Here is a 24,018-nt window from a genome sequence, read left to right on the forward strand (position 1 = left end):
ATTGATTGACGGAGCTGCTTACGTTGCGGCAGTCATGTTTGAGGAGGGAGCATCATTAAAGTTCTGTTTATCGGAGACATCGTAGGGAACACGGGGCGTAAAGCGTTAAAGGCCACGCTGCCTCATCTGAAGTCGAAGTACAATCCGCACATCATCATCGCCAACGGCGAAAACGCGGCGGCCGGGCGGGGGATTAACGCCAACATCGCCAAGGAATTTTTTGAGCAGGGCATTCACGGATTAACGATGGGCAACCATACGTGGGACAATAAAGAGATTTTCGATTTTCTAGATGATGAACCGAGGATGGTTCGTCCGGCCAACTATCCCCCGGGCACGCCGGGCCGGGGTTCGATGGTCGTCAAGGGGGGCGGCAAGGAGCTGGCGGTCGTAAACCTGATGGGCCGCACGTTTTTGCCGCCGCTGGACGATCCGTTCCGCAAGGCGGACGAAATCATCGGCCAGCTGTACAAGAAACACAAATGCATTCTGGTCGATTTCCACGCCGAAGCCACCTCGGAAAAAATCGCCATGGGCTGGTATTTGGACGGCCGCGCTTCTTTGGTGGTCGGCACGCACACGCATGTGCAAAGCAATGACGACACGATTTTGCCGCAAGGCACCGCTTATTTGACAGACGCCGGTATGGTCGGCTCCCGGGAAGGGATTCTCGGGATGGAGCGGACTGCTGTGCTGCGCAAATTCACGACCCAACTGCCGGTCCGGTTTCAAGTATGCGAAGGCAAATGGCATTTTCATGCCGTGTTCGTGGAACTGGATGAAGCGACCGGCCGGGCGCGCAAAATTGAAAAAATCCGTCTGCTTGAAGACGAGTGGCGTATGGACTGAAGCTGGCGAACCAAGGCCTCCCAAAGTACAACAAGGGAAAAAGAAGGAATTATTTGAGCTCTCACGAATATCTTCTAAGTAGTGGATTCAACCGATTATTCCCAGGGAGGTACTTTGACCATGGAAGTATTAAAAGTTTCAGCAAAATCCAACCCCAACTCCGTTGCCGGGGCGTTAGCTGGAGTTCTTAGAGAACGCGGCGCTGCTGAACTTCAAGCCATTGGGGCTGGTGCACTTAACCAAGCCATTAAAGCTGTAGCGATCGCCCGGGGATTTGTCGCGCCAAGCGGGGTAGACCTCATTTGTATTCCGGCATTTACCGACATCGTTATCGATGGTGAGGACCGTACCGCCATTAAACTTATCGTAGAACCCAGATAATATGTTATTTCCGGCATGATGCCTGTTTACGACGTAACCCGACGTAGACAGGTTTTTTTGTTATTTTCAAACCGAATAGGAGGGGCCATTTTGAAGTATCCTGTAATTGATTTTCATTGCGATGCTTTAAGCAAAATGTTGCTTGACCCGGCGCTTGATTTTGCCAGCGATGAACGGCTGGATGTCAATTTGCAGCGCATGAAAGCCGGGGGGGTAGCCCTGCAGTGCTTTGCGATTTTTCTTTCCGAACGTCTGGGAACTCCGAAAATGGAGTATATTCTGGGACAGCTTGACTTGTTTCGGCAAAAAGTAAAAAGCCTCAGCGTGGCCGAGATCCGTACGGTGGAAGACCTTGAGGAGCTGGAGCGGAAGGGGGGACCCGGCGGCCTGCTGTCGCTGGAAGGAGCCGACGGACTGGAAGGCAACCTGCATTATTTGCGCATATGCTACGAGCGGGGGGTTCGTTTTCTCGGCATTACGTGGAATCATGCCAATTGGGCGGCCGACGGCATTATGGAGCCAAGAGGGTATGGATTTACGCCGCAAGGGCTGGAATTGGTCAAGGCCTGTCAGGAGCTTGGAATCATCCTCGACGTATCGCATTTATCGGTCAAAGGGTTTTGGGAGCTGGCGGAGCTGGCCGATCGGGCGGGAAAACCTTTTATCGCTTCGCATTCAAATGCTTATAGCGTCTGCGGACATGCCCGGAATTTGCGCGACGACCAGATCAAGGAGATCGTTCGGCTCGGCGGACGGATCGGAATCACTTTTGTTCCCTGGTTCGTCAAAGAGGGGCGGAACGTTTCGAGCCGGGACATTTTGCCGCATCTGGACCGGATTTGCTCGCTTGGGGGAGCGAAGACAATCATGTTCGGCTCCGACTTCGACGGCATCGAATCGCATTTGAGCGATTTGTGGCATGCGGGACATTACGCCAAATGGCAGGAAACTTTGTTGAAATATTATCCGGAGGAGCTTGTCCGTGGATGGTTGTACGGCCATGCGGCCGCGTTCCTGCGGGCCTGGCTGCCTCATAACAAGAAAGCGCTTTAATCTATCCAATTACGAGAACGAATTGATCGAAAACTACTATACGAAAATCGTGAGAAAACGCTTGCTTTTTGTCCGCCCGAGACATAAAATTGACATGACTCTGAAACAGAATGTTCACAAAATGCGAGGCTGAAAGTGAGTTCTCGCACGTCTACATTCTAGGGGTATTATTTATAATCTTAGTTTGCATTGCGATACGATTAAAGGGGTGGGCGATCTTGATTAGTCAATTGTCTTGGAAGATCGGTGGACAGCAAGGCGAAGGGGTTGAAAGTACGGACCGGATTTTTTCGACGGCCTTAAACCGGCTGGGTTATTACTTGTATGGGTACCGGCACTTTTCATCCCGTATCAAAGGCGGACATACAAACAACAAAATCCGGATCAGTACCAAGCCGATTCGTGCGATTTCCGACGACTTGGACATCTTAGTCGCTTTTGACCAGGAAAGTATCGATCTGAATGCCAAAGAACTGCGCAGCGGCGGGGTTATCGTAGCCGATGCCAAATTTAATCCTACCGTTCCCGAAGGCGTGAATGCCAGATTGTTTCCGGTTCCGATTTCGAGCATTGCCGAAGAACTCGGAACTTCGCTGATGAAAAACATGGTGGCCTCCGGCGCATCCTGGGCGCTGCTCGGACTTCCGCTTGAGGTGTTCAATAAAGCCGTGGAGGAAGAGTTCGGGCGCAAAGGTCCGGCTATTGTCGAAAAAAATATCGAAGCGGTCAAGCGGGGCGCGGACTATTGTTTGGAGCTGGCCGGCGGTCCTTTGGAGGAGTTTAAGCTGGAGCCGGCCGACGGCAAGCAGAAGCTGTTCATGATCGGCAACGATGCGATCGGCCTTGGCGCCGTAGCCGCAGGATGCCGGATCATGAGCGCGTACCCGATTACGCCTGCTTCCGAAATCATGGAATATTTAATCAAGAAATTGCCGAAATTCGGCGGAACCGTCATTCAAACGGAAGACGAAATTGCGGCCATTACGATGGCGATCGGCGCCAGCTATGGTGGCGTTCGTACGATGACGGCTTCGGCCGGACCGGGCTTGTCTCTCATGATGGAAGCGATCGGTCTCGCCGGCATGACGGAAACGCCGGTCGTCATCGTCGATACACAGCGCGGCGGTCCAAGTACGGGCCTGCCGACGAAGCAGGAGCAAAGCGATATCAACGCGCTGATTTACGGCACGCACGGCGAGATTCCCAAAATCGTGCTTGCGCCAAGCTCCATTGAGGAGTGCTTCTACGATACCGTTCAGGCCTTTAACCTGGCCGACAAATATCAAGTTCCGGTCATCTTGGCCACGGACCTGCAGCTGTCGCTCGGCAAACAGTCTTGCGAAATGCTGGATTTCGAAAAAGTTACGATCGACCGCGGCTATCTCGTCAAGGATATTCCGGACCGCGAAGACTCGAGCATGTTTAACCGGTACGCCTTCACCGAAAACGGCATTTCGCCGCGGGTTCTGCCCGGCGAGAAAAACGGCATCCACCATGTGACCGGAGTGGAGCACGACGAGGCGGGACGTCCGTCGGAAAGTACGGTCAACCGGAAAAAGATGATGGAGAAGCGTCTGCGCAAGCTGGCGAAGCTCGAAGTGAACGACCCGATTCACCTAGAGGCCCCGCACGCCGAACCGGATCTTCTTATCGTCGGCATGGGTTCGACCGGCGGTACGATCGAACAGGCGCGTAAACAGCTTGAAGCTGACGGCATCAAAACGAATCACATGACGGTTCGCCTGATGCATCCTTTCCCGACGGAGCTGGTGCTGCCGCAAGTAGCCACAGCGAAAAAAGTCGTCGTTTTGGAAAACAATGCAACAGGGCAGCTGGCCAATCTGATCAAACTGCATGCCGGCCATCACGGCAAAATCGCGAATGTGCTGAAATATGACGGAAATCCGTTTCTTCCTTCGGATGTTTACGAAGAATGCAAGAAGGCGGCCGGAAACAAAGCGCAGGAGGAGTTGGTGAAAAATGGCAACCTTTAAGGAATTCCGCAACAATATTAAACCAAACTGGTGTCCGGGATGCGGGGATTTCTCCATTCAAGCCGCGATCCAGCGCGCCGCAGCGAATGTAGGCCTGGAGCCCGAGAACCTGGCCGTCATATCCGGGATTGGCTGCTCCGGACGGATCTCCGGTTATATCAACGCATACGGCCTGCACGGGATTCATGGCCGCGCTCTTCCGATTGCGCAGGGCGTCAAATTGGCCAACCGCGACCTCACCGTGATCGCTTCCGGCGGCGACGGCGACGGCTTCGCCATCGGGATGGGACACACGGTGCATGCGATCCGCCGCAACATCAACATCACGTATGTCGTTATGGATAACCAGATTTACGGGTTGACGAAAGGGCAAACCTCTCCGCGCAGCGGCGAAGGTTTCAAGACCAAGAGCACGCCCGAAGGCTCGGTGGAATCGACCTTGTCTCCGCTGGAAATCGCTCTGGCGTCGGGCGCGACGTTTGTCGCTCAGTCCTTCTCCAGCGATTTGAAGCAACTGACGTCACTGATCGAGCAGGGCATCCAGCATGAAGGCTTTTCGCTGATCAACGTGTTCAGCCCATGTGTCACCTTTAATAAGGTGAACACGTATGACTGGTTTAAGGAAAACATCATCAACCTCGATACGATTCCGGATTACGATCCGGCGAACCGGGCGATGGCGATGGCGAAGCTGATGGAAACGGGCAGCATGATTACCGGCCTGATTTATCAGAACAAAGAGAAGAAGAGCTACGAAAATCTGGTTCACGGTTTCAAACAAGAGCCGCTTGCTCATCAACAGCTTGCTTTATCGGAATCAGAGTTTGACAATCTTGTAGCAGAATTTAGATAATATTGCGAAGGGCGTCCTTTTTTGCTGGACGTCTTTTCCTTTTTGTACGCAATAGGTGTATAATGGGTAACGATGTGAATCGTCATCGACATAGAGAATATACGAGGAGTGTTTGCAAAAATGAGTAAAGCAGTATCTGTCGGCGTATCTGCACGTCATATCCACTTAACCCAGGAGCACATCGAAATTCTGTTTGGCCAAGGTTATCAATTGACTGAATTCAAACCGTTATCCCAACCGGGACAATTTGCCGCTAATGAACAGGTGGCCGTGATCGGGCCGAAAGGGCAATTCGACAAAGTCCGGATTTTGGGACCTGCTCGTCCGGCATCCCAACTGGAAATTTCCCGTACGGATTCCTTCGCGATCGGCGTGAAAGCTCCGGTTCGCGAATCGGGCAACATCGAAGGCACGCCCGGCATCAAAGTTAAAGGGCCGGCCGGGGAAATCGAATTGGACAAGGGTGTCATTGTAGCCGCTCGCCATATTCACTTCCATACCTCGGATGCGGAGAAATGGGGCATTAAAGATAAACAGCTGCTGAAAGTCCGTTTGGGCGGGGAGCGCGGTTTGGTGTTGGAAAATGTGATCGCCCGCGTTTCGGACAACTTTGCGCTCGACATGCACATCGATACCGATGAAGCGAATGCGTCCGGCGCCAAAACGGGAGATACGGCGGAGATTATCGACTGATCGCATTGCGATACTTATGATAAGATCATAGTCAAACCAATAGGGAAGGGCTTGCTCCCGGCAGAAGATGTGCCGGGAGCAAGCCCTTGACGTTTTTCCATAGATTTAGCCTTCAGCACGTTCGATCGCTACGGCGTGAGCGATGCAGGGGATGCTTTCCCCCTGCTGGTAGGAGAGCGGAGAGAGCAGCGCGCCGGTGGCGACGACGAGAATCCGGCTTAGTTCTCCGCGTTTCACCTTGTTCAGCAAGTGCCCGTAGGTCACGACGGCCGAGCACGCGCATCCGCTGGCCCCCGCTTGCACCTGCTGCTTTTCGTAATCGTAAATCATCATCCCGCAGTCTTTATACGTAGTGTCCTGAATGGGCACGTTATGGCGGTTAAACAGATCGTTGGCGATCGCATAACCGACCTTGGACAGGTCGCCCGTGACAATGAGGTCGTAGTAGGAGGGGGTGATCTCCAAATCCCGCAGATGCGCTTGAATCGTATCAACGGCCGCTGGCGCCATCGCCGCCCCCATATTTAACGGATCGGTAATGCCCATGTCGATCACTTTGCCGATGGTGGCCGCCGTCACCGACGGTCCTGTCCCCTCCAGCGATAGCACGGCCGAACCGGACCCGGTGACGGTAAATTGCGCCGTCGGCGGCTTTTGCGAGCCGTACTCCGTCGGATAACGGAATTGCTTCTCAACGCTGGCGTTATGGCTGCATGTGCCGGCCAGCGCGTATTTGGCGCCCCCCGCGTTCACGACAAAGGAAGCGAGCGCCAGGCTTTCCATCGAGGTGGAGCATGCCCCAAACATCCCGACATAAGGGATGCTTAACGTGCGGGCGGCAAAGCTGGTGCTGATGATCTGGTTCATCAAATCGCCGCCAAAATGGAATGAAATCTGCTCTTTCGTTAAGCCGGCATTTTCGATCGCCAGCTTGGCCGACTCCTCCATCAGCGTTTTTTCGGCTTTTTCCCAGCTGTCCTGTCCCAAATACAAGTCGCCGTGGATGATGTCGAAGTCCTCGGCAAGCGGTCCTTGGCCTTCGAACGGGCCGACGACGGTGGCGGTGCTGATGATTTTTGGTTTGTTCTCAAAAACCCAGCTTTGATGTCCCTTCAGCATGTCAATGACCTCCTCCGGCGTAGCCCGGAACGAAGATGGCGTATAAGATCCCGATAACAAACGCCGCTACCGTACCGAACACAACGACCGAACCGGCCAACTGGAACATCCCGGCGCCGACGCCAAGCACCAATCCTTCGGCGCGGTGTTCAATAGCGCAGGAAGCCATTGAGTTAGCAAACCCGGTCACGGGCACGGCCGACCCGGCTCCCGCCCACTGGGCGATCTTGTCGTAGACGCCAAGGCTTGTCAGCAGGACGGACAAAATGACGAGAACGGCCACCATGGGGCTCGCCGCTTCTTTTTCGCTCATTCCGGCAAAATGAATGAAAGCCTGGCGGATGCATTCGCCAAGCAGGCAGATCAGCCCGCCGACCAGAAACGCCCGCACGCAGTTGAGGGCCACCGGGCGCTTCGGTTCATGCGAATTGGCCAGCCGTTGGTATTGCTGCTGCGTCGGCGTCAGCTTTTTGTTTTGTTTCTTGGCCATGTTCCCATACCTCCTTCGTTTACGATGATAAGAGCGGCTTGACGCCTTCGATGACCTTTTGCAGGCGGTTCGAGCAGTCGCCGTACAGTTTTTTGGCTTCGTCCTCCTCGGATGAAAGGGCAAACATCTCCAGATCGGCTTCGCATTTTTTCAGTTCCGCCAGCAATACCGCCTTTTCCTGCGGCTGCGGAACCTTAATCTGATCGTCGTACAAATCGGCGTAAAATTGACCGTAGGCATCGACTTGCCCCAAATTGACATTGTCGAGCGACACGCCGAGCTTTTCCAGTTCGGTGTTCAGCCAATGCCGGTTCAGCCCGATCGTGGCCAGCGGCTCATCCATAATTTTTCCGTCGATGATGACCGTTTGCGGTTCGGGTTCGGGAGAAACTTTGATGCCCAGATCGGATGGGGTCAGCGGCAGGTATTCCTTTTTAGGCAAGGCGTTGATTTCCCCGTCGGGCTCAATGACCGCGAATTCGACCTCCGCAACTTTGAAAATGTTCTTTTTACGCAGTTGGGCGATCAATTCCTCGTTGGTGAGCCTTTCTTTTTTCAAATTATCCTCCATCACCTTGCCGTCTTTGATCAAAACGGTCCCCTTGCTGTCGATCAAATCCCTGGCCTTTTTGCTCTTGATCTGCAGAAATTCGATGCCAAGGGACACGAGAAACCAGACGGCGACGGCAATGATCCCCAAATACCAGTTGGTCCCGATATCGAGGGAGATGTAGGCCGTAATGCTGCCGATGGTGATTCCGGTGATATATTCGAAAAAGGAAAGTTGGGATACCTGCCTTTTCCCAAGCAACCGAGTAAGCAAATATAAAACGACGACAGCCACCAGTGTTCTAACTATGACTTCCAGCCATACCGGCATGCGGATACTCCTTTCAGCTTAACGCTTTTGACAAAAATCGGGTTGAACTAACCCCATTATGCGCGAGCCCAACCACTTTTACTAAATACAAAATATGGAAAAATAAATACCGCATGAAGATTCATTTAGCAGGCAAAATTATGCTGTGTCTCAATGATTTTGTAATTCAAAAGGTGGTGAAAAAACATGACGGTGGCAGCACAAGTCAAAACGACGCTGGCTTCTTTGAAAAGCGCTCAGGCCAACCTTGAGCAATTTGCGCTGAACACGCAAAACCAACAAGCCAAAAACCTGTTCACGGATGCCGCTAAACAAACGCAGCAAATCGTGACTCAAGTGGAAAGCCGCGTAACGCAGCTGGAAAGCGAAGAGCCTCAATATAAAGGGTTCTGATCCGCCGGCATAGGCCGGGCAAAAACGATGAACAAATGATGGCCCGTTCTTAGGAACGGGCCATCATAGCGATATATCCAACGATTAACTCTTTATTCCCGGAACGGCGGATGCCGCACCGATCACGCCGGCGTGATCGCCAAGCGCGGCGGCATGAAGAAGAACTCCGTCGCCCCAATAAACGGGGTTCATGATCCGGCGAAGATGCACGCGGATCCTCTCCAGCAGGAAATCGCCTTGGCCCATGATCGCTCCGGCGAGGAGAAACCGGTGGGAGTTGAGCGTATGCGCCAGATTGGCAAGACCGACCGCGATCCGTTCCGCGTAAAGGCCGACAAGGCGCAGCGCCAGCGCGTTCCCGCCGCGGGCTTCCGCGAACAGCTGTCTCGGGTCCTGAACCCATGGATCCGGGCATCCTTGCTCACGCATCAGGGTTTTCAGCCCGGTCACGGAAGCGTAGGTTTCCCAGCAGCCACGATTGCCGCAGCTGCAGGGGAGGCCACCCATCGCGACGATATGATGGCCGAAGCCGCCGGCGTAGCCGTCGTCTCCCCAAAAGATTGTGCCGTCCCTGACGATGCATCCCCCTATTCCCGTACCGAGGGCTATGCAAATCAAGCTGGAAATGCCTTGCGCTGCGCCTTTCCATTGCTCTCCCAGCGCGATGGCATGGACGTCGTTCATCACAGTGGCCGGAAGCCCGGACTCACGTTCAAGCAGCACGCGCAGCGGGGTTCCCGTCCAACCGGGCAGATGCTCCGTTGCATAAGCGATCGTGCCGGAAGTATCGACCGTTCCGGCTGTCCCTACGCCGACGCCCAGCAACTGCAGGCCTTCCTGTTCGGCTGTCCGTCGATGCTCGCCGATTACGCCGAACAGCTTGGTCAGGAGGGCGTCTCTGCCCCGCGATGCTTCCGTCGGCACGGTACGGAAGTGCCGGACAGCGCCGCCTGCGCCGATCAGCGCCGATTTGATACCGGTGCCGCCGATATCGATGCCGATGGCGCTGCGCGATCCGCTCATCGGCCGACACCGGTTGGCCCGGCACCCAGGATGGCGCGGACGGATTGTTCCGTCACTGAGTGCGGCCGGGTAATCGCCGTATCGACCACGACGGCGAAAGCTCCCGTACGCAAGGCTTCGGCGGCTTGCTCTGTGGTGCGAATCCGGCCTTCGGCGACGACCGGAACCCGTACGGCCGCCGCCAGCTCCGCCAACAGCCGGAAGTCCGGCGCTTCGACCTGCGGGCTATAGGGAGTGTAGCCACCCTCCTTAATCGCCGCCACGTCCTGCGGCGAATTGGCCCGGATCGCCGCCGCTCCTCCGTCTTTTGCCGCTTTCGCCATAGCCGTCATGATATGGCTTCCGTATAGCGCCTCCCCAGGAAAAGCCTGACAGGATACGATCAGCCGTCCTTTTAACTGCTTCAGTAGTTTCTCCATAATCATTCCCTGACTCCTTTGTTTGGATGGATTCCCCAAAATAAAGCGTATACATAGGTCTATTACTCAGTATAAAAAACATATAACCTACATGTAAAGAAAATAATTTTCGGAATTAACGGAAATATAGAAAAAAATAAACATAATCATTTACAAATTGATTTAGTTCTGGTACTTTAGTACTCGTGAAACAGCCAACCACAAACAAGGAGGAGTTGTACAGATGAAGTCGTTTGACGTCATAGTGATGGGCGGCGGCATTTCCGGCACAATGGCCGCGGTAGCGGCGGCCAAGTCGGGGGCAAAGACACTGATCGTGGAGTCGCAAGGCTACTTGGGCGGTACCTTGACCGCCAATGGCGTAGGTCCGATGATGACCTTTCATGCCGGGGAGAAGCAGGCTATTCAAGGCTTGACGGACGAACTGATCGAAAGATTGAAGAGAATCGGCAAGTCGCCGGGTCATATTTTTGACACGGTCGGATTTACGTATTCGGTAACTCCGTTCGATGCCGAGGCGATGAAGGTCGAGCTGGAATCCATGGTTTTGGAAAACGGAGGGGAAATTCTGTACCATACGATGCTGGCGGAGGTGCAAACGGAGGATCAGCGGATCACCGGGATAACCGTATGCAACAAATCCGGATTAAGCGGACTGTCGGCCAAAGTCTTTATCGATGCGACCGGGGATGGGGACCTTTCCGTCCGGGCGGGAGCGGCGTTCACCAAAGGGCGCGAAAGCGACGGGGCCATGCAGCCGATGACTTTGAAAATGAAGATGATCAACGTCAATATCGCGAAGGTAAAGGCTTATATCCACGCTCATCCGGAGGATTTTCCGCTGTATAACGGCGATACCTCGATCATTGAGAAGGCGCCGAGATTGTCGACCGCCGGCTTCGTCAGCCTGTTCCGGGAGGCGAAGGAGCGAGGCGAGATCTCCATACCGCGCGAGGATGTCCTCTTCTTCGAAACGAACACGCCCGGCGAGGTGATCTTGAATACGACGCGGGTTCTCGGCCATGACGGGACGAATGCCTGGAGCCTCAGCCGGGCCGAGACGGAGGGACGGAAGCAGTGCAGGGAGCTGGAGCGCTTCGTGAAAAAATACATTCCCGGTTTTGAAAACGCTACCGTGGAATCGACCGGTCCGTCTATTGGGGTTCGCGGTTCCCGGCAAATCATCGGCCTGTACACGCTGACAGCGGCCGATATCCTGTCCCAGACCAAATTTGAGGATACGGTCGCCCATTCGGGTTATCCGATCGATATTCATAACCCGGACGGCGAAGGCACGAAGCACGAAAAACTGGAATGGGGAGGCATGTACAGCATTCCGTACCGGTGCCTCATTACGCCGACGCTGAAAAATGTCATCGTCATCGGCCGCTGTCTGTCCGCCACCTTTGAAGCGCAAGCCGCCGTCAGAACGACGCCGACGACCGGTGCCATTGGGCATGCGGGCGGGGTTGCCGCCGCGCAGGCCGCATTGCGGAACCTCGATGTAAGTCAGGTGGACGTTGCCAAGGTGCAGACCGTGCTGAAGGAGCAGGGAGCCTACCTGGAGGTTTAATGAGGTGAAGAGGTTGTTTAAAAAGTCGTATTTTGATCACGAAGCATATCAGGAGTGGTCTCGACGTCGAAGCTTGAATTCAGCCGGGTGGGGCATATGCTTCCGAAGCATGTTTCCTACGGAGACATTTCCGGTGCTCACGTACCCAAAACGTACGCTCCGCTCCTTTCGTCCCTAGCTTCATCCGACCTAAAGCGTTTTGAAAAAACGCACATCGTAAGCATAAGCTTCGGTGCTGAAAAGCCGACTTTTTGAACACGCACTTGAACCGAAAATCGATTGTTCTGCTACCTGTTGGTTTTTATTTGAATGTAAAGGAGACTTAAACCATGAGTTCAATGATGTGGGTACAGGCTATTGGCATATTACTCGTATTTCTGTTGTTTGCGGCGCTGATGATGACGCGGAAGCTGCCGACCATTCTGGCGCTGCCGAGCATGGCAATTCTGTTCGCGCTGATTGCGGGCGTCCCCTGGGCCTCGGGGAATCCCGAGACAGCCACGATCGGCGGGACGATTCTTGCCCAGGGTTCCATGCGGCTGTCTACGGCGATCGCAGGCCTGATCTTCGGCGCCTGGTTCGGCCAGATTCTCAATAAAGTAGGCGTTACCAAGGCGATAATCCGCAAGGCCGCCGAGTTGGCGGGCGACAAGCCGGTGCTGATCGCGTTGCTGTTCTTTGTTACGGCTTCGGTGATCTTTTCCGCGGCAAGCGGTCTCGGGATGGTTATCCTCGTTGGGACGATCATTATTCCGATCATGCTGACCGCCGGCATCAGCCAGTTCCTGGCCTCCGTTGTTTTGCTGTCTTCCGTCGGCGTCGGGGTGCTGTTCAACGTTTCAAACTGGGCGGTTTACGTGGATGTGATGGGGCTGCCGGTTTCCACCGTAGCCGATTACACGTTAATCGCCGCCTTGCCGTTGATCATTATCAGTATGATTATGATCGTATTTTACGCTCGCCGCGAGGGGCGCGGGCGCAAAGCATGGGCGATGCCGGCAAACTCGCCGTCTGCGGACGGACGCAAAGTGCCGGCGATTGCCCTGATCAGCCCGCTGGTCCCTGTCATTATGGTTTTCGCTTTCAAGATGGATATCGTACCTGCCGTCATTATCGGTGCGGTCGCCACGCTGCTGTTGTCCTGGCCGAAGCGTCCAGTCCATGTGCTCTCCAGCTCTCTGGTTGAGGGAATTCAGGATGTGGCCGGGGCTTTGGGATTGATGATCGGGATCGGCATGCTGGTCAACGCCGTCATGGCGCCGCAGGTGACGGCGATTATTTCGCCGTTGATCGAATCGGTGCTGCCGAACAGCCCGTTGATGTACATTCTTTTCTTCACCATTTTGTCGCCGCTGGCGATTTATCGCGGTCCGCTGAACGTGTGGGGATTGGGAAGCGGAATCGCCGCGCTGTTCGTCGGGGCGGGCATGACTCCGATCGCGGCCATGTTGGCGTTGCGGGTGGTCAGCAATGTGCAGGCCGTCTCCGACCCGACCAACTCGCATAACGTTTGGGTAGCCGATTTCACGAAGAGCGACATCAACGACATTTTAAAACGAACCCTGCCCTGGATGGTAACGGCTGTGCTGATCTCCATGATATGGGGGGCGCTTGTCGTCTTTTAAGCCGTAGGCGGGAATGGTTTTAGAGAGATAGGAGGGAGCTATGAAATGGGTAGAAAAGTAAGGGTCGGCATTGATGTCGGCGGCACGTTTACGGACGCGGTTGTATTGGATAACGAAACGTTCGAAATTATTGAGAAGATGAAAATTCCGACCACCCATCATGATGAAGACGGCGTGGCCAAAGGCATTGTGCAAATTTTGCAGACGATTTTGCAAAGCAAGGGCATCGCGCCGGAGGATGTCGCTTTTATCGCCCACGGAACGACGCAGGCGACCAATGCCCTGCTGGAAGGGGATGTCGCGAGAGTCGGCATCCTCGGCATGGGGGCGGGCATGGATGGGTTGAGCGCGCGCAGCGAATCCAATCCGGGCCAGATCGAGCTCGCGCCCGGCAAAAATCTGCAAACGTACCACACGTACCTGGACTCCAAAAATCTAAAGGACGAGGCCGTGGAGCAAGGGCTGCAGGAACTGCTTGGCCAAGGGGCGGAAGTCATCGTCGCTTCGGAGGCGTACAGCGTGGACGATCCGGCGGGTGAGCTGCGCGTCGTGGCGGCGGCCGGACAACGGGGCGTGTTTGCGACCGGTGGACACGAAATCTCGCAGCTGTACGGCCTGCGGACGCGGACGAGAACCGCGGTCATCAACGCCAGCCTCATTCCGAAGATGATGGAGACGGCCAATATGACCGAGAAATCGGTCAAGAACGCGAACATCGCCTCGCAATTGATGATCATGCGCTGCGACGGCGGGGTCATGAGCATCGACGAGGTGCGGAAGCGCCCGATTTTGACGATGCTGTCCGGACTGGCCGCCGGCGTAGCGGGGGCGTTGATGTACGAGAAAATTTCCGACGGCATCTTCTTCGAAGTGGGCGGTACGAGCGTGGATATCTCGGTTATCAAGAATGGCAAGGTCATGATCCAGAATGCGCAGGTCGGCGGGCACCGCACTTACCTGCAATCCTTGGATGTCCGGACCTTGGGGATCGCCGGCGGCAGTATGATCCGGGTGGCCGGGGGCAAGATCACGGACGTCGGTCCGCGGAGCGCCCATATCGCCGGGAAGGCTTATGAATGCTTCGCCGATCCGGCGCAGTTGAAGGATGCACGGGTGCTGTTCATTAGTCCGCGCGAAGGGGACGCTCCGGAATACGCCATCGTTCAAGGCGGCCTCGGCGAGGAGTTTTCGCTTACTTTGGCGGGCGCGGCGAACCTGCTCGGCTACGTGCCGGAAGGGGATTATGCCTATGCCGGGAAGGAGAGCGCCCGATTGGCGTGGGACGCCCTGGGCGCGCATCTCGGCATTTCCGGAGAGGCTGCCGCCCGTCAGGTGATGGATATCGCCATCGAGAAAACCATGAAGACGGTCAATGAAATGATCGCCGATTACGTGTTGGACCGCTCCTTCGTCACTCTGGTCGGCGGGGGCGGCAGCGGGGCCGTGCTGATCCCGGCCATGGCCGAGAAGGAAGGGATGAAATGGCAGATTGCCAAGAATGCGCCCTATATCTCGACGATCGGGGTAGCCCTGGCCATGGTCAAGGAGCAGATCGAACGCACGGTCATCAACCCGACCGAGGCGGATATTAAACGAATCCGCAGCGATATTATGGATAAAATCGTCCAGTCCGGGGCGAGCGAGGAAACCGTGGAAATCACGATTGAGATCGACAACCAGAAAAATATTTTGCGCGCGATCGCCACCGGCTCGACGGAGCTTCGGTCCAAGGATTTGGGACAGGCCGCTTTGACGGAAGAAGAAATGCGGACCATCGCCGCAAGTTCCGTGGACGTGCCGGCCGATTCGATGGTCCTGGCCGCCCAAACGGGGCGTTGGCATTTGTTTGCCAGCGAAGAAATCCGCAAATCGTTTTTCGGCCTCTTGAAAAAGAAACGCACCTCCGTCAGCGTAGTTGATAGGGAGGGTGTGGTCCGGTTTAAGCAGGCCGGTGTCCATTACGGCCGGTTTGCCAAAAAGCAGCGGCACGATGCGTTCGTAGCTTTCCTGGATGAGCATACGATTTATTCCGATGCCAATGCGACGGTCCCGAAGGTGTTCCTGTTTTTCCGGGAGAAGATGCTCGATCTGACCGGGATGCAGACTAAGGAGCAGTTGTTGTCCATCATGGATATGGAGACGGAAATGCTGGGCGAGGAGGAAGTTTGGCTCGCGATCGCGTATCAGTAAGAGGTTGTTCAAAAAGTCGTCTTTCCATGACGAAGTGGTTCACTGAAGCGGACTCGACGTCGAATCTTGAATTCAGCCGGGCCAAAGCAGATGCTTCCGAAGCATGTTTCCTACGGAAACATTTCAGGTGCTCACGTACCCAAAACGTACGCTCCGCTCCTCAGGCCCTAGCTTTATCCAACCTTCTCGGTCCTGAAAAGCTGACTTTTTGAACTCGCACAGTAAGTTTTTGAAAGCGGAAGGAGGTTGATTCTCATGACCAGCGTTCGGGTAAAAGAGCGGATCTTCGATCTCCGCGGCTTGGATCTTGATGATGAGGTGCTAGCTTTGGCCGAGCTGGAAAGGGACCCGGTTTTTCATAAAATCGAACCCCGCAAATACGGGTACTATCTTTCCCGTTCCCTGGCTGCGGGACGAGAAGCGGCTGAGCGGCTGCGGGGGCAGGATATCCGGGTCCTCCTGGAGCAAGCGGGCGTTCAATTCAAGCTGGCGGAGTCCGCAGGAACTGGCGCGTTCAAGGTCGCACTGCGGGCTCAGTTGGACTGGAGCGGAAAGGTGCCGCAGATCACGGTATACCGGGAATCCTTGCGCCAGCTGCAGGCCGCCGCCGAGGCGGGCGGCGTGCTTGGCCCGGTTACCTTCGAGCGGATCGCGGATATCCATTTGGCGCATGAGTACTATCATTTGCTGGAATACCGCAGCGGCCGGTTTACGAATGAGCTATTGGATCCGGTGGAATCCCTGAGAATCGGCCCTTTCCGCAGAAAAGCCACGATTCTGCAGACAAGCGAGATTGCGGCACATGCTTTTTGTAAAGAGCTGCTTGGGCTGCCTTATTTGCCAAGCCTGCTGGATCATATTTACTTGGTGCAAACGGGCGAAATACAAATGGAGCAGTTTGCGGGAAATGTGAAAAAGTGGAAAGCGATTTTAGGCGAGAATGGACTCCATATGCTATAATAAGTAAATCGTTTACTGCGCAAGACCGTTTTCAGAGGTTGTTCAAAAAGTCGTCTTTCCATGACGAAGCGCCGACTTTTTTGAACTCGCACTTTCAGAGAACCGGTTTTGCGCAAATGCAGGAGGACATGTCATGGCTTCGCAAGTACCCGCGGTGATTGCAAAAATCATTTCGCTAAAGCAAAAGTTTACTTACGGTGAAAACCAGATCGCTCAATTTGTGATCCATCATTCCGAATTTATTACCCAACATACGATTACGGCGCTGGCTAATGAGATCGGAGTATCGGAGACAAGCATCAATCGTTTTTGCAAGAAAATCGGCTTCAAAGGCTTTAACGATTTCAAGATCGCCATCGCCCAGGATACTTTTTACCGGGAAATGCAGACGCGAAAAAAAGAACGCCGCGAAATCACGCCCATTGACGGGTTGGCTCTCGATTACAACGAACTTGTGATCAACACGTCCGCGATGGTATCGGAGGAGACGCTGCTCGATGTGGTGGAAATGCTGAAACAGGCCAGACGCATTCATATTTTTGGCATCTTTGATTCCTTCCTCTCGGCCATGGCCTTGAAGAACCGCCTATCGCTGATCGGGATCAGCGCGGAGGCCAGCAGCGACAGCCGCGCGATGAAGATCGCGGCGTCCCAGTCCACGCCGGAGGACATTGTTATCGCGTTTACTCGTTCCGGGGCGACGCCGGAAATTATCGATGCGGTATCTACGGCGCAGATGAATCAGGCCAAAACGGTTGCGATCACCTGCTATGACTCGTCTCCGATCACCGAAGCGGCGGATATGAATATTATCGTGCCCGATAAAATGTCGGTAAACAACAGTGCGATGATGTCGAATCACATCACTTTTCTGTTCGTGGTGGATGCCGTCATGAGCCTGCTCATCTCTTCGGACAAATCTTACCTTAAGAAGAAACTCGACAGCGAAGGCATCATCTCCAGCCGTCTTTCGGTAACGGAGTATTATTGAGCGAATTTAAGAGGAAAAGCGAAGGAGCGACCTGCCGCTACGGCAAGCCGCTTTTTTGGCATAGATGGATTCCCGTTTTTCTGGATATCGCGGCTGGACCATGTTATAATTTAGTGTAATGCCTTTTTAAGGATCATTGATTTTCGCCCATAAGGTACGAAGATAGATTGGTAAAGGAGTGAGCGGGCAGCATGGCTAAGGAAACCAAGGACTACGCCAAATATTTTGACTTCTCGGACGCCCGGGTCATTTCGGAGGATGAGCGGGGAAAGAAGATCCGCATCCGCGGCCGGGACATTCAAATTTTGTCCGAACCGAATCACCGCATGGAGAAGCAGCGCGGGAAAGAGGACGTGCAGGTCCTCTACGAAAACGCGGTTCCCGAAGAACTGAAGGGTATCGGGAACGGTAAGCATTATATCGTTTATACGTTCGGCTGCCAGATGAACGAGCATGATACCGAAACGATCAAAGGGCTGTTGGAGCAAATGGGGTACCGTTCGACCGAAGACCGCAAGGTAGCGGATATCATTTTGCTTAATACGTGCGCGATTCGCGAGAACGCCGAGGATAAAGTGTTCGGCGAGCTCGGGCATCTGAAAGGGATGAAGACGGAGAAGCCGGAACTGCTGCTGGGCGTTTGCGGCTGCATGTCGCAGGAGGAAGGCGTCGTAAAGCGCATCCTCCAGAAACATGGGTTCGTGGATTTGATCTTCGGGACGCACAACATCCATCGTTTGCCGCACCTGATCCAGGAGGCCTTGTTCAGCAAGGAGATGGTTGTCGAGGTATGGTCCAAGGAAGGCGACATCATCGAAAACCTGCCGAAGAAACGCGAAGGCATGCGGGCATGGGTCAACATCATGTACGGGTGCGACAAGTTCTGCACCTATTGCATCGTGCCGTTTACGCGCGGCAAGGAACGCAGCCGCCGTCCGGAGGACGTAATCGCGGAAGTGCGGGAACTGGCGCGACAAGGCTACAAAGAGGTGACGCTGCTTGGTCAGAACGTAAACGCGTACGGCAAGGATTTTACGGACATCAACTATACGTTCGCCAATCTGATGGACGATATCCGTCAAATCGATATTCCGCGCGTCCGCTTTACGACCTCGCATCCGCGCGATTTTGACGACGCGCTGATCGACGTGCTGGCGAAAGGCGGAAGCCTGGTGGAGCATATCCATTTGCCGGTGCAGTCGGGCAGCAGCGAAGTGCTGAAGAAGATGAGCCGCAAATATTCCCGCGAGCATTACCTGGAACTGGTGCGGAAGATCAAGGCGAAAATTCCAAACGTGGTATTGACGACGGACATTATCGTGGGCTTCCCTGGCGAAACCGAAGAGCAATTCGAGGAAACATTGTCACTCGTCCGCGAGGTCGGTTACGATTCCGCTTATACTTTCGTATATTCCCCACGGGAAGGCACGCCGGCCGCCGTAATGGAGGACAACGTGCCTTTGGAGGAGAAAAAAGCCCGTCTGGCGCGCTTGAACGATACGGTCAACGAATATAGCCGAAACAGCAATGAGGAGCTCCGCGGCCAAATCGTCGAGGTGCTGGTCGAAGGCGAAAGCAAAAACAATGCGAACGTGCTGTCCGGCCGCACCCGCAGCAACAAGCTCGTCCATTTCGAGGGCGGAGCCGAATTGATCGGAACGTTTGTTCAGGTGGAGATTACCGATCCGATGACCTGGTATATCAAGGGCAATATCGTGAAGCAAACCGCAAAATTGGCGTGAACGCTAGGGAGGTAATGACGGTGGAACAGCATAAAGATCAAACCGATTGCGGAATTCCCAAGTTCGATTCCCGGGATCTGGTGATCCGCGGGGACATTATGGGCAAAGCGAAAGAACTGGCCGAGTTGATCGGAACGAGCGAGGAGGTAGAGCAGTTCAAAAAGGCCGAAAAGCTCATTCGAGAGCACGAGCGGGTGCAGACGCTGATCAGCGCGATCAAGAAAAAGCAAAAAGAAATCGTTGCTTTCGAGACGTTCCAAAACAAGGCGATGGTAGAGAAGATCGAACAAGAAATCGCGGCGCTTCAGGACGAACTCGACGATATTCCGCTGGTGACAGAGTTTCAGCAAAGCCAAAGCGATATAAACTACCTGCTTCAGTTGGTTGTTTCGGTCATCCGCGATACGGTAGCGGGCAAGGTAAACGTAGAGTCGGGCAGTGAACCTGCCGCGGCTTCGGGATACGGGGAATAGGCTGAGTAATGTCGGTGCGGAGGCATGTTCCTCCGCACTTTTTTGAATAGAAAGTGCGTTTGGCCTGATTGAACAAAAGCATCTTCGGAATATTATATATAGAGAGTGTGGTAGGAAATCCATGAGTTGGAATGAGGAAGTTATGCATCTGGATGAGCAGTCGTTCTGGGGGCTATTGGGGCTGCGGCTTATTTCGGCGGACGCCAGCCGCGTGGAGCTGGGCTTAACGGCGGGAACCTCGCATTTGAATGCGATGGGGATTGTGCACGGGGGCGTGTTATCTTCGATGATGGACCAGGCGATGGGCATGTTGGCAGCCACTATCAAAGGACGTATGGGAGTCACGACGCATTTGAACGTCAACTTCCTCAGCCCGATGCGGATCGGCGAGCTTGTTGTTTCGGCGTTTCCGCTGCATGAGACCCATCGGACCATGACGCTCCGTTCCGAGGTCCGGGATGGAGCAGGAACGCTTGGCTGCATTTCGACAGCGACGTTCCGGCTGCCCAAATAAGGGGATGGTGATACGGAATGAATCAAAATGAAGAGCAGAAAAAACCAATTAATGAGGTTAAGAAATATCGCACACCGGACGGCATTCCCGCCGATATCGTGATGTTTACGCTGACGAGGCAGGAACGAAAAGCGTCAACGAAATCGCTGCCCCGTTTCGATCTGAAAGTGATGCTGATCAAGCGCCGCAGTTGGCCTTTTGCCGGAGCCTGGGCGCTGCCCGGGGGCTTTTCGCAGGAGGACGAATCCTTGTATGAAACGGCGCGAAGAGAGCTGAAGGAAGAGACCGGGGTCGACGGGTCGCATTTGGAGTATTTGGGCGAATACAGCACGCCGGGACGAGATCCGCGGGGCTGGATCATCTCCCACGCTTTTTTTGCGCTGGTGGAGGAGTGGGTTTTGGAAAAACGCCAATCCGCCGACGATGCCCAGGAGGTAGGTCTGTTCACCGTACGCGAAGCGCTGGAGGAACTGCAGCTGGCGTTTGACCACCGCGAAATTTTGCAGGACGCCTACAAAAGAATCCAGCAGCAAATGCTGCAGACGACGATCGCCAAACAGTTTCTCCCGCCCCATTTTACACTGGGCGAATTGTATCAAGTCATTCAAACGGTCGTTCCGGATTTTGCCGAGCTGAATTTCATCCGTAAAATCACTTCGACGCGCAGCCGGCAGGGGATTCTGGAGGAAGTGCGCGATGAAAGCGGCAAGCCGATGTTGTCCAACCAGTACTCGCAGCGGCCGGCGCAATTGTACCGGTTTACCGATTATACGCCGCAGTTGTCGATTTACACGTAACCCAAGCTTCAATCTACATAAATCTTATAACCCGTGCGAAATGAAATAGGAGAGGGGCAGCGACGATGCAAGCTTTGATCGTGATCGATTATACCAACGATTTTGTGGATGGGAGTCTGCCGGTCGGAGACTCGGCGGTGGCGATCGAGCCGGCGGTTTGCCGGCTTACGGAGGAGTTTGCGGGCAGGGGGGATTTTGTTGTGATGGCCGTTGACCTGCATGAACAAGGGGACCCGTGGCATCCGGAAACAAAGCTGTTCCCGCCCCATAATCTCCGCGGTACGGCGGGACGCCAGCTGTACGGCAAATTGGCGGAAGTGTATGAGGGGAATGCGGAGCGGATCTATTGGATGGACAAAACGCGTTATAGCGCTTTTTGCGGGACCGATCTGGAGCTGAAGCTGCGGGAACGCGGCATTCGGGAAGTTCACTTGATCGGGGTTTGCACCGATATCTGCGTGCTGCACACAGCGGTGGACGCTTATAATAAAGGATTTGACATTACCGTATATGAAGATGCGGTAGCGAGCTTTAATCCGGAGGGCCATGCCTGGGCGCTTGGCCACTTCCGCAGCAGTTTGGGAGCTAATGTGATCAACAGCCAGAGAGGATGAGAGGAGATGCCAACCACAGGGTTAGCGCTGCATACCGATAAATACCAGATCAACATGATTTACGCCCATTGGGTGAACGGAACACATCAAAGAAAGACGGTGTTCGAAGCCTATTTCCGCAAGCTGCCTTTCGGCAACGGGTACGCAGTGTTTGCGGGCCTTGAACGGATCGTGGAGTATATACGCAATCTGCGTTTCACCGAGCAGGACCTGAACTATTTGGCCAAGCAGGAGGAAAACTATAAGCCGGAATTTCTGGAGCTGCTGCGCAATTTCCAATTTCACGGTACACTGCTGTCGATGAAGGAGGGCGCGCTTTGCTTTCCGAACGAACCTTTGATCCGCGTGGAAGGAACGATTATGGAAACGCAGCTCGTGGAAACGGCGATGCTTAACTTTATGAACTTTCAGACGCTGATCGCCACGAAAGCTTCGCGGGTAAAGCGGGTGGCGGAAAATGACGTGCTGCTGGAGTTCGGGACCCGCCGGGCGCAGGAAGCGGATGCCGCGATTTGGGGCGCAAGGGCCGCTTATATTTCCGGCTTCGACGCTACCTCGAATTTGCTGGCCGGGGAAATTTTCGGCATTCCGACCAAAGGAACGCACGCGCATTCATGGGTGCAAATTTTCGATTCCGAGCAGGAGGCGTTTGAACGGTACGCCAAAGCGCTGCCCGATCAGGTGTCGCTGCTGGTCGATACGTTCGATACGTTAAAAAGCGGGGTTCCGCATGCCATCCAAACCGCCAAAAAGCTCGAGGCGCAGGGGAAACGGCTGAGCAGCATCCGGCTGGACAGCGGCGATTTGGCGTATTTATCGATCCAGGCGCGCAAAATGCTCGACGAAGCCGGCTTGCCTTACGTAAAAATCGTGGCTTCCAACGATCTGGACGAAAATACGATCTTTAACCTGAAAGCCCAAGGGGCGAAAATCGATATTTGGGGCGTCGGTACGCAGCTGATTACCGCGGCGGACCAACCGGCCCTTGGCGGGGTGTACAAGCTGGTGGAGCGGGAAACCGGCAGCCGGATGGAGCCGACGATCAAAATTTCCGGCAATCCGGAAAAAGTGACCACCCCCGGCAAAAAAGATGTGCTGCGCATCGTCAGCAAAGAAAGCGGCAAGGCGATGGCCGATTACGTTTGTTTTCCGCACGAGCAGCAGGCTCGAAACGGCGGTAATTTGAGGCTGTTCGACCCTGTGCATCCGTATATCAAGAAATCGGTGAAAAACTACGAAGCCACTTCGATGCTTCAGCCGATTTTCGAGGAAGGCGAGCAGGTTTACGAGCTGCCGACGCTGGACGAGATCCGGGCATATCATCAAGCACAGCTAAGCCTGTTTTGGCCGGAGTATTTGCGCAAGCTGAACCCGGAAATCTACCGCATTAGCTTAAGTCAGGAAGCCTGGGAATTGAAACAGAAAATGATTGAGGATTATTTGGGGCATCACGAAGAGTAGAGGTTAAGAGAAAAAAGATTGCTTGCGGCGGTTTGCCGGCAAAGCAATCTTTTTTTGCTTGAACATGCGGGAAATTATTTCTCGGGAAAGCGCAAAAACCGCTATAAATCGGCGTTCTCACGGTCTTGATTCGACACGCCCTCTGCGCAATATCTGGCAAAATAATGCTTGAAAAGTATATCAACCTGCCGCTCGACCGCATTGCGGTCGGGATCGCCGGCGATATCCTTGATATGCTGCATCATGATGAGCGGAAACAACACGGCGGCGGTGATTTGCAGGATCATGCTATCGAGAATCTCCGGATTCGTCTCCCCGGTAATTTCCCCCAACGTATATCTGATTTTGCTGAATCCGGCCGTCTTTAAGAAACTGCTGAACTCTTGACTGGATTCAAAAGTAATGTTTCCTTTGCCGAGAACCTCTTGCAGCAGCCCGGGATATTGCAAAATATAGTCGACATACTGCAGCATAAATGCTTTCAATCTGTCTTTGGGATCCAGGGTGGTATCATCAAGCACGGCAAACTTGTCTTGAAACGAGGTGAGCAGCATTTTCAGGGCCTCGTTAATCAACTTGTCCTTTGAACCAAAATAATAGTTGACCAGCGCCAGGTTGACATTGGCGGCCGCGGTGATTTTGCGCAGCGTGACTTGATCGGCACCTTCCGTTTTAATGAGCTCCAGCGTTGCGTTTAAAATATTTTTTTTGGTGGTTAGCCCATGATCGGCACAGTAGCCCATAATTCCGCTCCTTTATAGCATAAATCATCACAGCCTAAGTATACCAAATGTCAAAGCAGGATTAAATCCGCGAATCCTAGTTTAAATTTAAATCTGTTCGCTTGACAAAACCGGGGGAGGGATATTAAATATTGAATTAAACAACGTTTAAAACGGTGTTTAATTCATAGAAGAGAAAGTTGAGTGAG

Annotated in this window: 24 protein-coding genes; 18 read left to right on the forward strand and 6 right to left on the reverse strand. The window is 54.0% G+C overall.

Annotated elements, in window-relative coordinates:
- Positions 1 to 54: 54 nt before the first annotated feature.
- The 6 genes from ACLD72_RS23335 (at position 55) to pduL (ending at position 5,823) form a co-directional block, all read left to right on the forward strand.
- A complete protein-coding gene (locus tag ACLD72_RS23335) occupies positions 55 to 849 on the forward strand; it encodes a TIGR00282 family metallophosphoesterase (protein WP_411001743.1) in 795 nt (264 codons plus the stop codon).
- A gap of 120 nt (positions 850 to 969) precedes the next feature.
- The gene (locus ACLD72_RS23340; protein ID WP_006286829.1) at positions 970 to 1,230 is read left to right on the forward strand and encodes a stage V sporulation protein S; all 261 of its coding nucleotides are present in this window, start codon (positions 970 to 972) and stop codon (positions 1,228 to 1,230) included.
- A gap of 90 nt (positions 1,231 to 1,320) precedes the next feature.
- Positions 1,321 to 2,283: a dipeptidase gene (locus ACLD72_RS23345; RefSeq protein ID WP_411001672.1), complete on the forward strand. Its 963-nt coding sequence runs from the start codon at positions 1,321 to 1,323 to the stop codon at positions 2,281 to 2,283.
- A 218-nt stretch (positions 2,284 to 2,501) separates the two neighbouring features.
- Entirely contained in the window at positions 2,502 to 4,277 is a 1,776-nt protein-coding gene (locus tag ACLD72_RS23350; RefSeq protein WP_411001671.1) for a 2-oxoacid:acceptor oxidoreductase subunit alpha, read from the forward strand.
- Positions 4,264 to 5,130: a 2-oxoacid:ferredoxin oxidoreductase subunit beta gene (locus ACLD72_RS23355; protein ID WP_411001670.1), complete on the forward strand. Its 867-nt coding sequence runs from the start codon at positions 4,264 to 4,266 to the stop codon at positions 5,128 to 5,130. Before ACLD72_RS23350 ends, ACLD72_RS23355 begins: the two co-directional genes overlap by 14 nt.
- A gap of 120 nt (positions 5,131 to 5,250) precedes the next feature.
- Complete coding sequence (pduL, locus tag ACLD72_RS23360; protein WP_411001669.1) at positions 5,251 to 5,823, forward strand: phosphate propanoyltransferase; 573 nt, start codon at positions 5,251 to 5,253, stop codon at positions 5,821 to 5,823.
- A 105-nt stretch (positions 5,824 to 5,928) separates the two neighbouring features.
- On the opposite strand, the gene spoVAD is transcribed toward pduL, so the two are convergent.
- From spoVAD to ACLD72_RS23375, 3 genes are read right to left on the reverse strand one after another with little or no spacing between them, the layout of a single operon-like run.
- Complete coding sequence (gene spoVAD / locus ACLD72_RS23365; RefSeq protein WP_411001668.1) at positions 5,929 to 6,942, reverse strand: stage V sporulation protein AD; 1,014 nt, start codon at positions 6,940 to 6,942, stop codon at positions 5,929 to 5,931.
- Position 6,943: 1 nt separating this feature from the next.
- On the reverse strand, positions 6,944 to 7,432 hold the full coding sequence (gene spoVAC / locus ACLD72_RS23370; protein WP_411001667.1) for a stage V sporulation protein AC: 489 nt from the start codon (positions 7,430 to 7,432) through the stop codon (positions 6,944 to 6,946).
- A gap of 19 nt (positions 7,433 to 7,451) precedes the next feature.
- A complete protein-coding gene (locus ACLD72_RS23375; RefSeq protein ID WP_411001666.1) occupies positions 7,452 to 8,312 on the reverse strand; it encodes a DUF421 domain-containing protein in 861 nt (286 codons plus the stop codon).
- A gap of 186 nt (positions 8,313 to 8,498) precedes the next feature.
- Here ACLD72_RS23375 and ACLD72_RS23380 point away from each other — a divergent pair, with 186 nt between their 5' ends.
- Positions 8,499 to 8,705, forward strand: coding sequence for a DUF1657 domain-containing protein (locus ACLD72_RS23380; RefSeq protein ID WP_128633246.1), 207 nt, complete (start codon positions 8,499 to 8,501; stop codon positions 8,703 to 8,705).
- Positions 8,706 to 8,789: 84 nt separating this feature from the next.
- Here ACLD72_RS23380 and ACLD72_RS23385 read toward each other — a convergent pair whose 3' ends face one another.
- Positions 8,790 to 9,728 (reverse strand): ROK family protein, encoded by a 939-nt coding sequence (locus ACLD72_RS23385; RefSeq protein WP_411001665.1) that lies wholly within the window; start codon positions 9,726 to 9,728, stop codon positions 8,790 to 8,792.
- Entirely contained in the window at positions 9,725 to 10,147 is a 423-nt protein-coding gene (locus tag ACLD72_RS23390) for a nitronate monooxygenase (protein ID WP_458476175.1), read from the reverse strand. The genes ACLD72_RS23385 and ACLD72_RS23390 overlap by 4 nt, the downstream gene beginning before the upstream one ends.
- Before the next feature lie 223 nt (positions 10,148 to 10,370).
- Here ACLD72_RS23390 and ACLD72_RS23395 point away from each other — a divergent pair, with 223 nt between their 5' ends.
- From ACLD72_RS23395 to ACLD72_RS23445, 11 genes are all read left to right on the forward strand, one after another.
- Positions 10,371 to 11,720 (forward strand): FAD-dependent oxidoreductase, encoded by a 1,350-nt coding sequence (locus ACLD72_RS23395; protein ID WP_411001663.1) that lies wholly within the window; start codon positions 10,371 to 10,373, stop codon positions 11,718 to 11,720.
- Between the two features lie 329 nt (positions 11,721 to 12,049).
- Positions 12,050 to 13,345, forward strand: a complete 1,296-nt coding sequence (locus tag ACLD72_RS23400) for a citrate transporter (RefSeq protein ID WP_411001662.1) — start codon at positions 12,050 to 12,052, stop codon at positions 13,343 to 13,345.
- A gap of 45 nt (positions 13,346 to 13,390) precedes the next feature.
- On the forward strand, positions 13,391 to 15,535 hold the full coding sequence (locus ACLD72_RS23405; RefSeq protein ID WP_411001661.1) for a hydantoinase/oxoprolinase family protein: 2,145 nt from the start codon (positions 13,391 to 13,393) through the stop codon (positions 15,533 to 15,535).
- Positions 15,536 to 15,790: 255 nt separating this feature from the next.
- A complete protein-coding gene (locus ACLD72_RS23410; protein WP_411001660.1) occupies positions 15,791 to 16,495 on the forward strand; it encodes a hypothetical protein in 705 nt (234 codons plus the stop codon).
- Between the two features lie 133 nt (positions 16,496 to 16,628).
- Complete coding sequence (locus ACLD72_RS23415) at positions 16,629 to 17,486, forward strand: MurR/RpiR family transcriptional regulator (RefSeq protein WP_411001659.1); 858 nt, start codon at positions 16,629 to 16,631, stop codon at positions 17,484 to 17,486.
- Positions 17,487 to 17,677: 191 nt separating this feature from the next.
- The gene (gene miaB, locus ACLD72_RS23420) at positions 17,678 to 19,228 is read left to right on the forward strand and encodes a tRNA (N6-isopentenyl adenosine(37)-C2)-methylthiotransferase MiaB (RefSeq protein WP_411001658.1); all 1,551 of its coding nucleotides are present in this window, start codon (positions 17,678 to 17,680) and stop codon (positions 19,226 to 19,228) included.
- Positions 19,229 to 19,242: 14 nt separating this feature from the next.
- Positions 19,243 to 19,701, forward strand: coding sequence for a RicAFT regulatory complex protein RicA family protein (locus tag ACLD72_RS23425; RefSeq protein ID WP_458476180.1), 459 nt, complete (start codon positions 19,243 to 19,245; stop codon positions 19,699 to 19,701).
- A 121-nt stretch (positions 19,702 to 19,822) separates the two neighbouring features.
- On the forward strand, positions 19,823 to 20,215 hold the full coding sequence (locus ACLD72_RS23430) for a PaaI family thioesterase (RefSeq protein ID WP_251588041.1): 393 nt from the start codon (positions 19,823 to 19,825) through the stop codon (positions 20,213 to 20,215).
- A gap of 17 nt (positions 20,216 to 20,232) precedes the next feature.
- Positions 20,233 to 21,012, forward strand: coding sequence for an NUDIX domain-containing protein (locus ACLD72_RS23435; RefSeq protein WP_411001656.1), 780 nt, complete (start codon positions 20,233 to 20,235; stop codon positions 21,010 to 21,012).
- A gap of 65 nt (positions 21,013 to 21,077) precedes the next feature.
- Positions 21,078 to 21,626 carry a cysteine hydrolase family protein gene (locus tag ACLD72_RS23440; RefSeq protein WP_411001655.1) on the forward strand — a complete coding sequence of 183 codons (549 nt, stop codon included), beginning with the start codon at positions 21,078 to 21,080 and terminating at the stop codon, positions 21,624 to 21,626.
- Between the two features lie 6 nt (positions 21,627 to 21,632).
- Positions 21,633 to 23,087: a nicotinate phosphoribosyltransferase gene (locus ACLD72_RS23445; protein ID WP_411001654.1), complete on the forward strand. Its 1,455-nt coding sequence runs from the start codon at positions 21,633 to 21,635 to the stop codon at positions 23,085 to 23,087.
- 101 nt (positions 23,088 to 23,188) lie between these two features.
- Here the strand turns inward: ACLD72_RS23445 and ACLD72_RS23450 are convergent, their stop codons facing one another.
- Positions 23,189 to 23,830: a TetR/AcrR family transcriptional regulator gene (locus ACLD72_RS23450; RefSeq protein WP_411001653.1), complete on the reverse strand. Its 642-nt coding sequence runs from the start codon at positions 23,828 to 23,830 to the stop codon at positions 23,189 to 23,191.
- Positions 23,831 to 24,018: the final 188 nt, after the last annotated feature.

Source organism: Paenibacillus lacisediminis, from assembly GCF_046567315.2.

What these genes read in the sequence shown, in the direction of transcription:
- ACLD72_RS23390 (WP_458476175.1), bottom strand. Translation starts at nt 10,147, where the DNA reads ATGGAGAAACTACTGAAGCAGTTAAAAGGACGGCTGATCGTATCCTGT.
- ACLD72_RS23340 (WP_006286829.1), top strand. Translation starts at nt 970, where the DNA reads ATGGAAGTATTAAAAGTTTCAGCAAAATCCAACCCCAACTCCGTTGCC.
- ACLD72_RS23375 (WP_411001666.1), bottom strand. Translation starts at nt 8,312, where the DNA reads ATGCCGGTATGGCTGGAAGTCATAGTTAGAACACTGGTGGCTGTCGTC.
- ACLD72_RS23445 (WP_411001654.1), top strand. Translation starts at nt 21,633, where the DNA reads ATGCCAACCACAGGGTTAGCGCTGCATACCGATAAATACCAGATCAAC.
- ACLD72_RS23430 (WP_251588041.1), top strand. Translation starts at nt 19,823, where the DNA reads ATGAGTTGGAATGAGGAAGTTATGCATCTGGATGAGCAGTCGTTCTGG.
- pduL (WP_411001669.1), top strand. Translation starts at nt 5,251, where the DNA reads ATGAGTAAAGCAGTATCTGTCGGCGTATCTGCACGTCATATCCACTTA.
- ACLD72_RS23425 (WP_458476180.1), top strand. Translation starts at nt 19,243, where the DNA reads ATGACGGTGGAACAGCATAAAGATCAAACCGATTGCGGAATTCCCAAG.
- spoVAD (WP_411001668.1), bottom strand. Translation starts at nt 6,942, where the DNA reads ATGCTGAAGGGACATCAAAGCTGGGTTTTTGAGAACAAACCAAAAATC.
- spoVAC (WP_411001667.1), bottom strand. Translation starts at nt 7,432, where the DNA reads ATGGCCAAGAAACAAAACAAAAAGCTGACGCCGACGCAGCAGCAATAC.
- ACLD72_RS23400 (WP_411001662.1), top strand. Translation starts at nt 12,050, where the DNA reads ATGAGTTCAATGATGTGGGTACAGGCTATTGGCATATTACTCGTATTT.
- ACLD72_RS23395 (WP_411001663.1), top strand. Translation starts at nt 10,371, where the DNA reads ATGAAGTCGTTTGACGTCATAGTGATGGGCGGCGGCATTTCCGGCACA.
- ACLD72_RS23405 (WP_411001661.1), top strand. Translation starts at nt 13,391, where the DNA reads ATGGGTAGAAAAGTAAGGGTCGGCATTGATGTCGGCGGCACGTTTACG.
- ACLD72_RS23385 (WP_411001665.1), bottom strand. Translation starts at nt 9,728, where the DNA reads ATGAGCGGATCGCGCAGCGCCATCGGCATCGATATCGGCGGCACCGGT.
- ACLD72_RS23410 (WP_411001660.1), top strand. Translation starts at nt 15,791, where the DNA reads ATGACCAGCGTTCGGGTAAAAGAGCGGATCTTCGATCTCCGCGGCTTG.
- ACLD72_RS23435 (WP_411001656.1), top strand. Translation starts at nt 20,233, where the DNA reads ATGAATCAAAATGAAGAGCAGAAAAAACCAATTAATGAGGTTAAGAAA.
- ACLD72_RS23450 (WP_411001653.1), bottom strand. Translation starts at nt 23,830, where the DNA reads ATGGGCTACTGTGCCGATCATGGGCTAACCACCAAAAAAAATATTTTA.
- ACLD72_RS23415 (WP_411001659.1), top strand. Translation starts at nt 16,629, where the DNA reads ATGGCTTCGCAAGTACCCGCGGTGATTGCAAAAATCATTTCGCTAAAG.
- ACLD72_RS23380 (WP_128633246.1), top strand. Translation starts at nt 8,499, where the DNA reads ATGACGGTGGCAGCACAAGTCAAAACGACGCTGGCTTCTTTGAAAAGC.
- miaB (WP_411001658.1), top strand. Translation starts at nt 17,678, where the DNA reads ATGGCTAAGGAAACCAAGGACTACGCCAAATATTTTGACTTCTCGGAC.
- ACLD72_RS23440 (WP_411001655.1), top strand. Translation starts at nt 21,078, where the DNA reads ATGCAAGCTTTGATCGTGATCGATTATACCAACGATTTTGTGGATGGG.
- ACLD72_RS23355 (WP_411001670.1), top strand. Translation starts at nt 4,264, where the DNA reads ATGGCAACCTTTAAGGAATTCCGCAACAATATTAAACCAAACTGGTGT.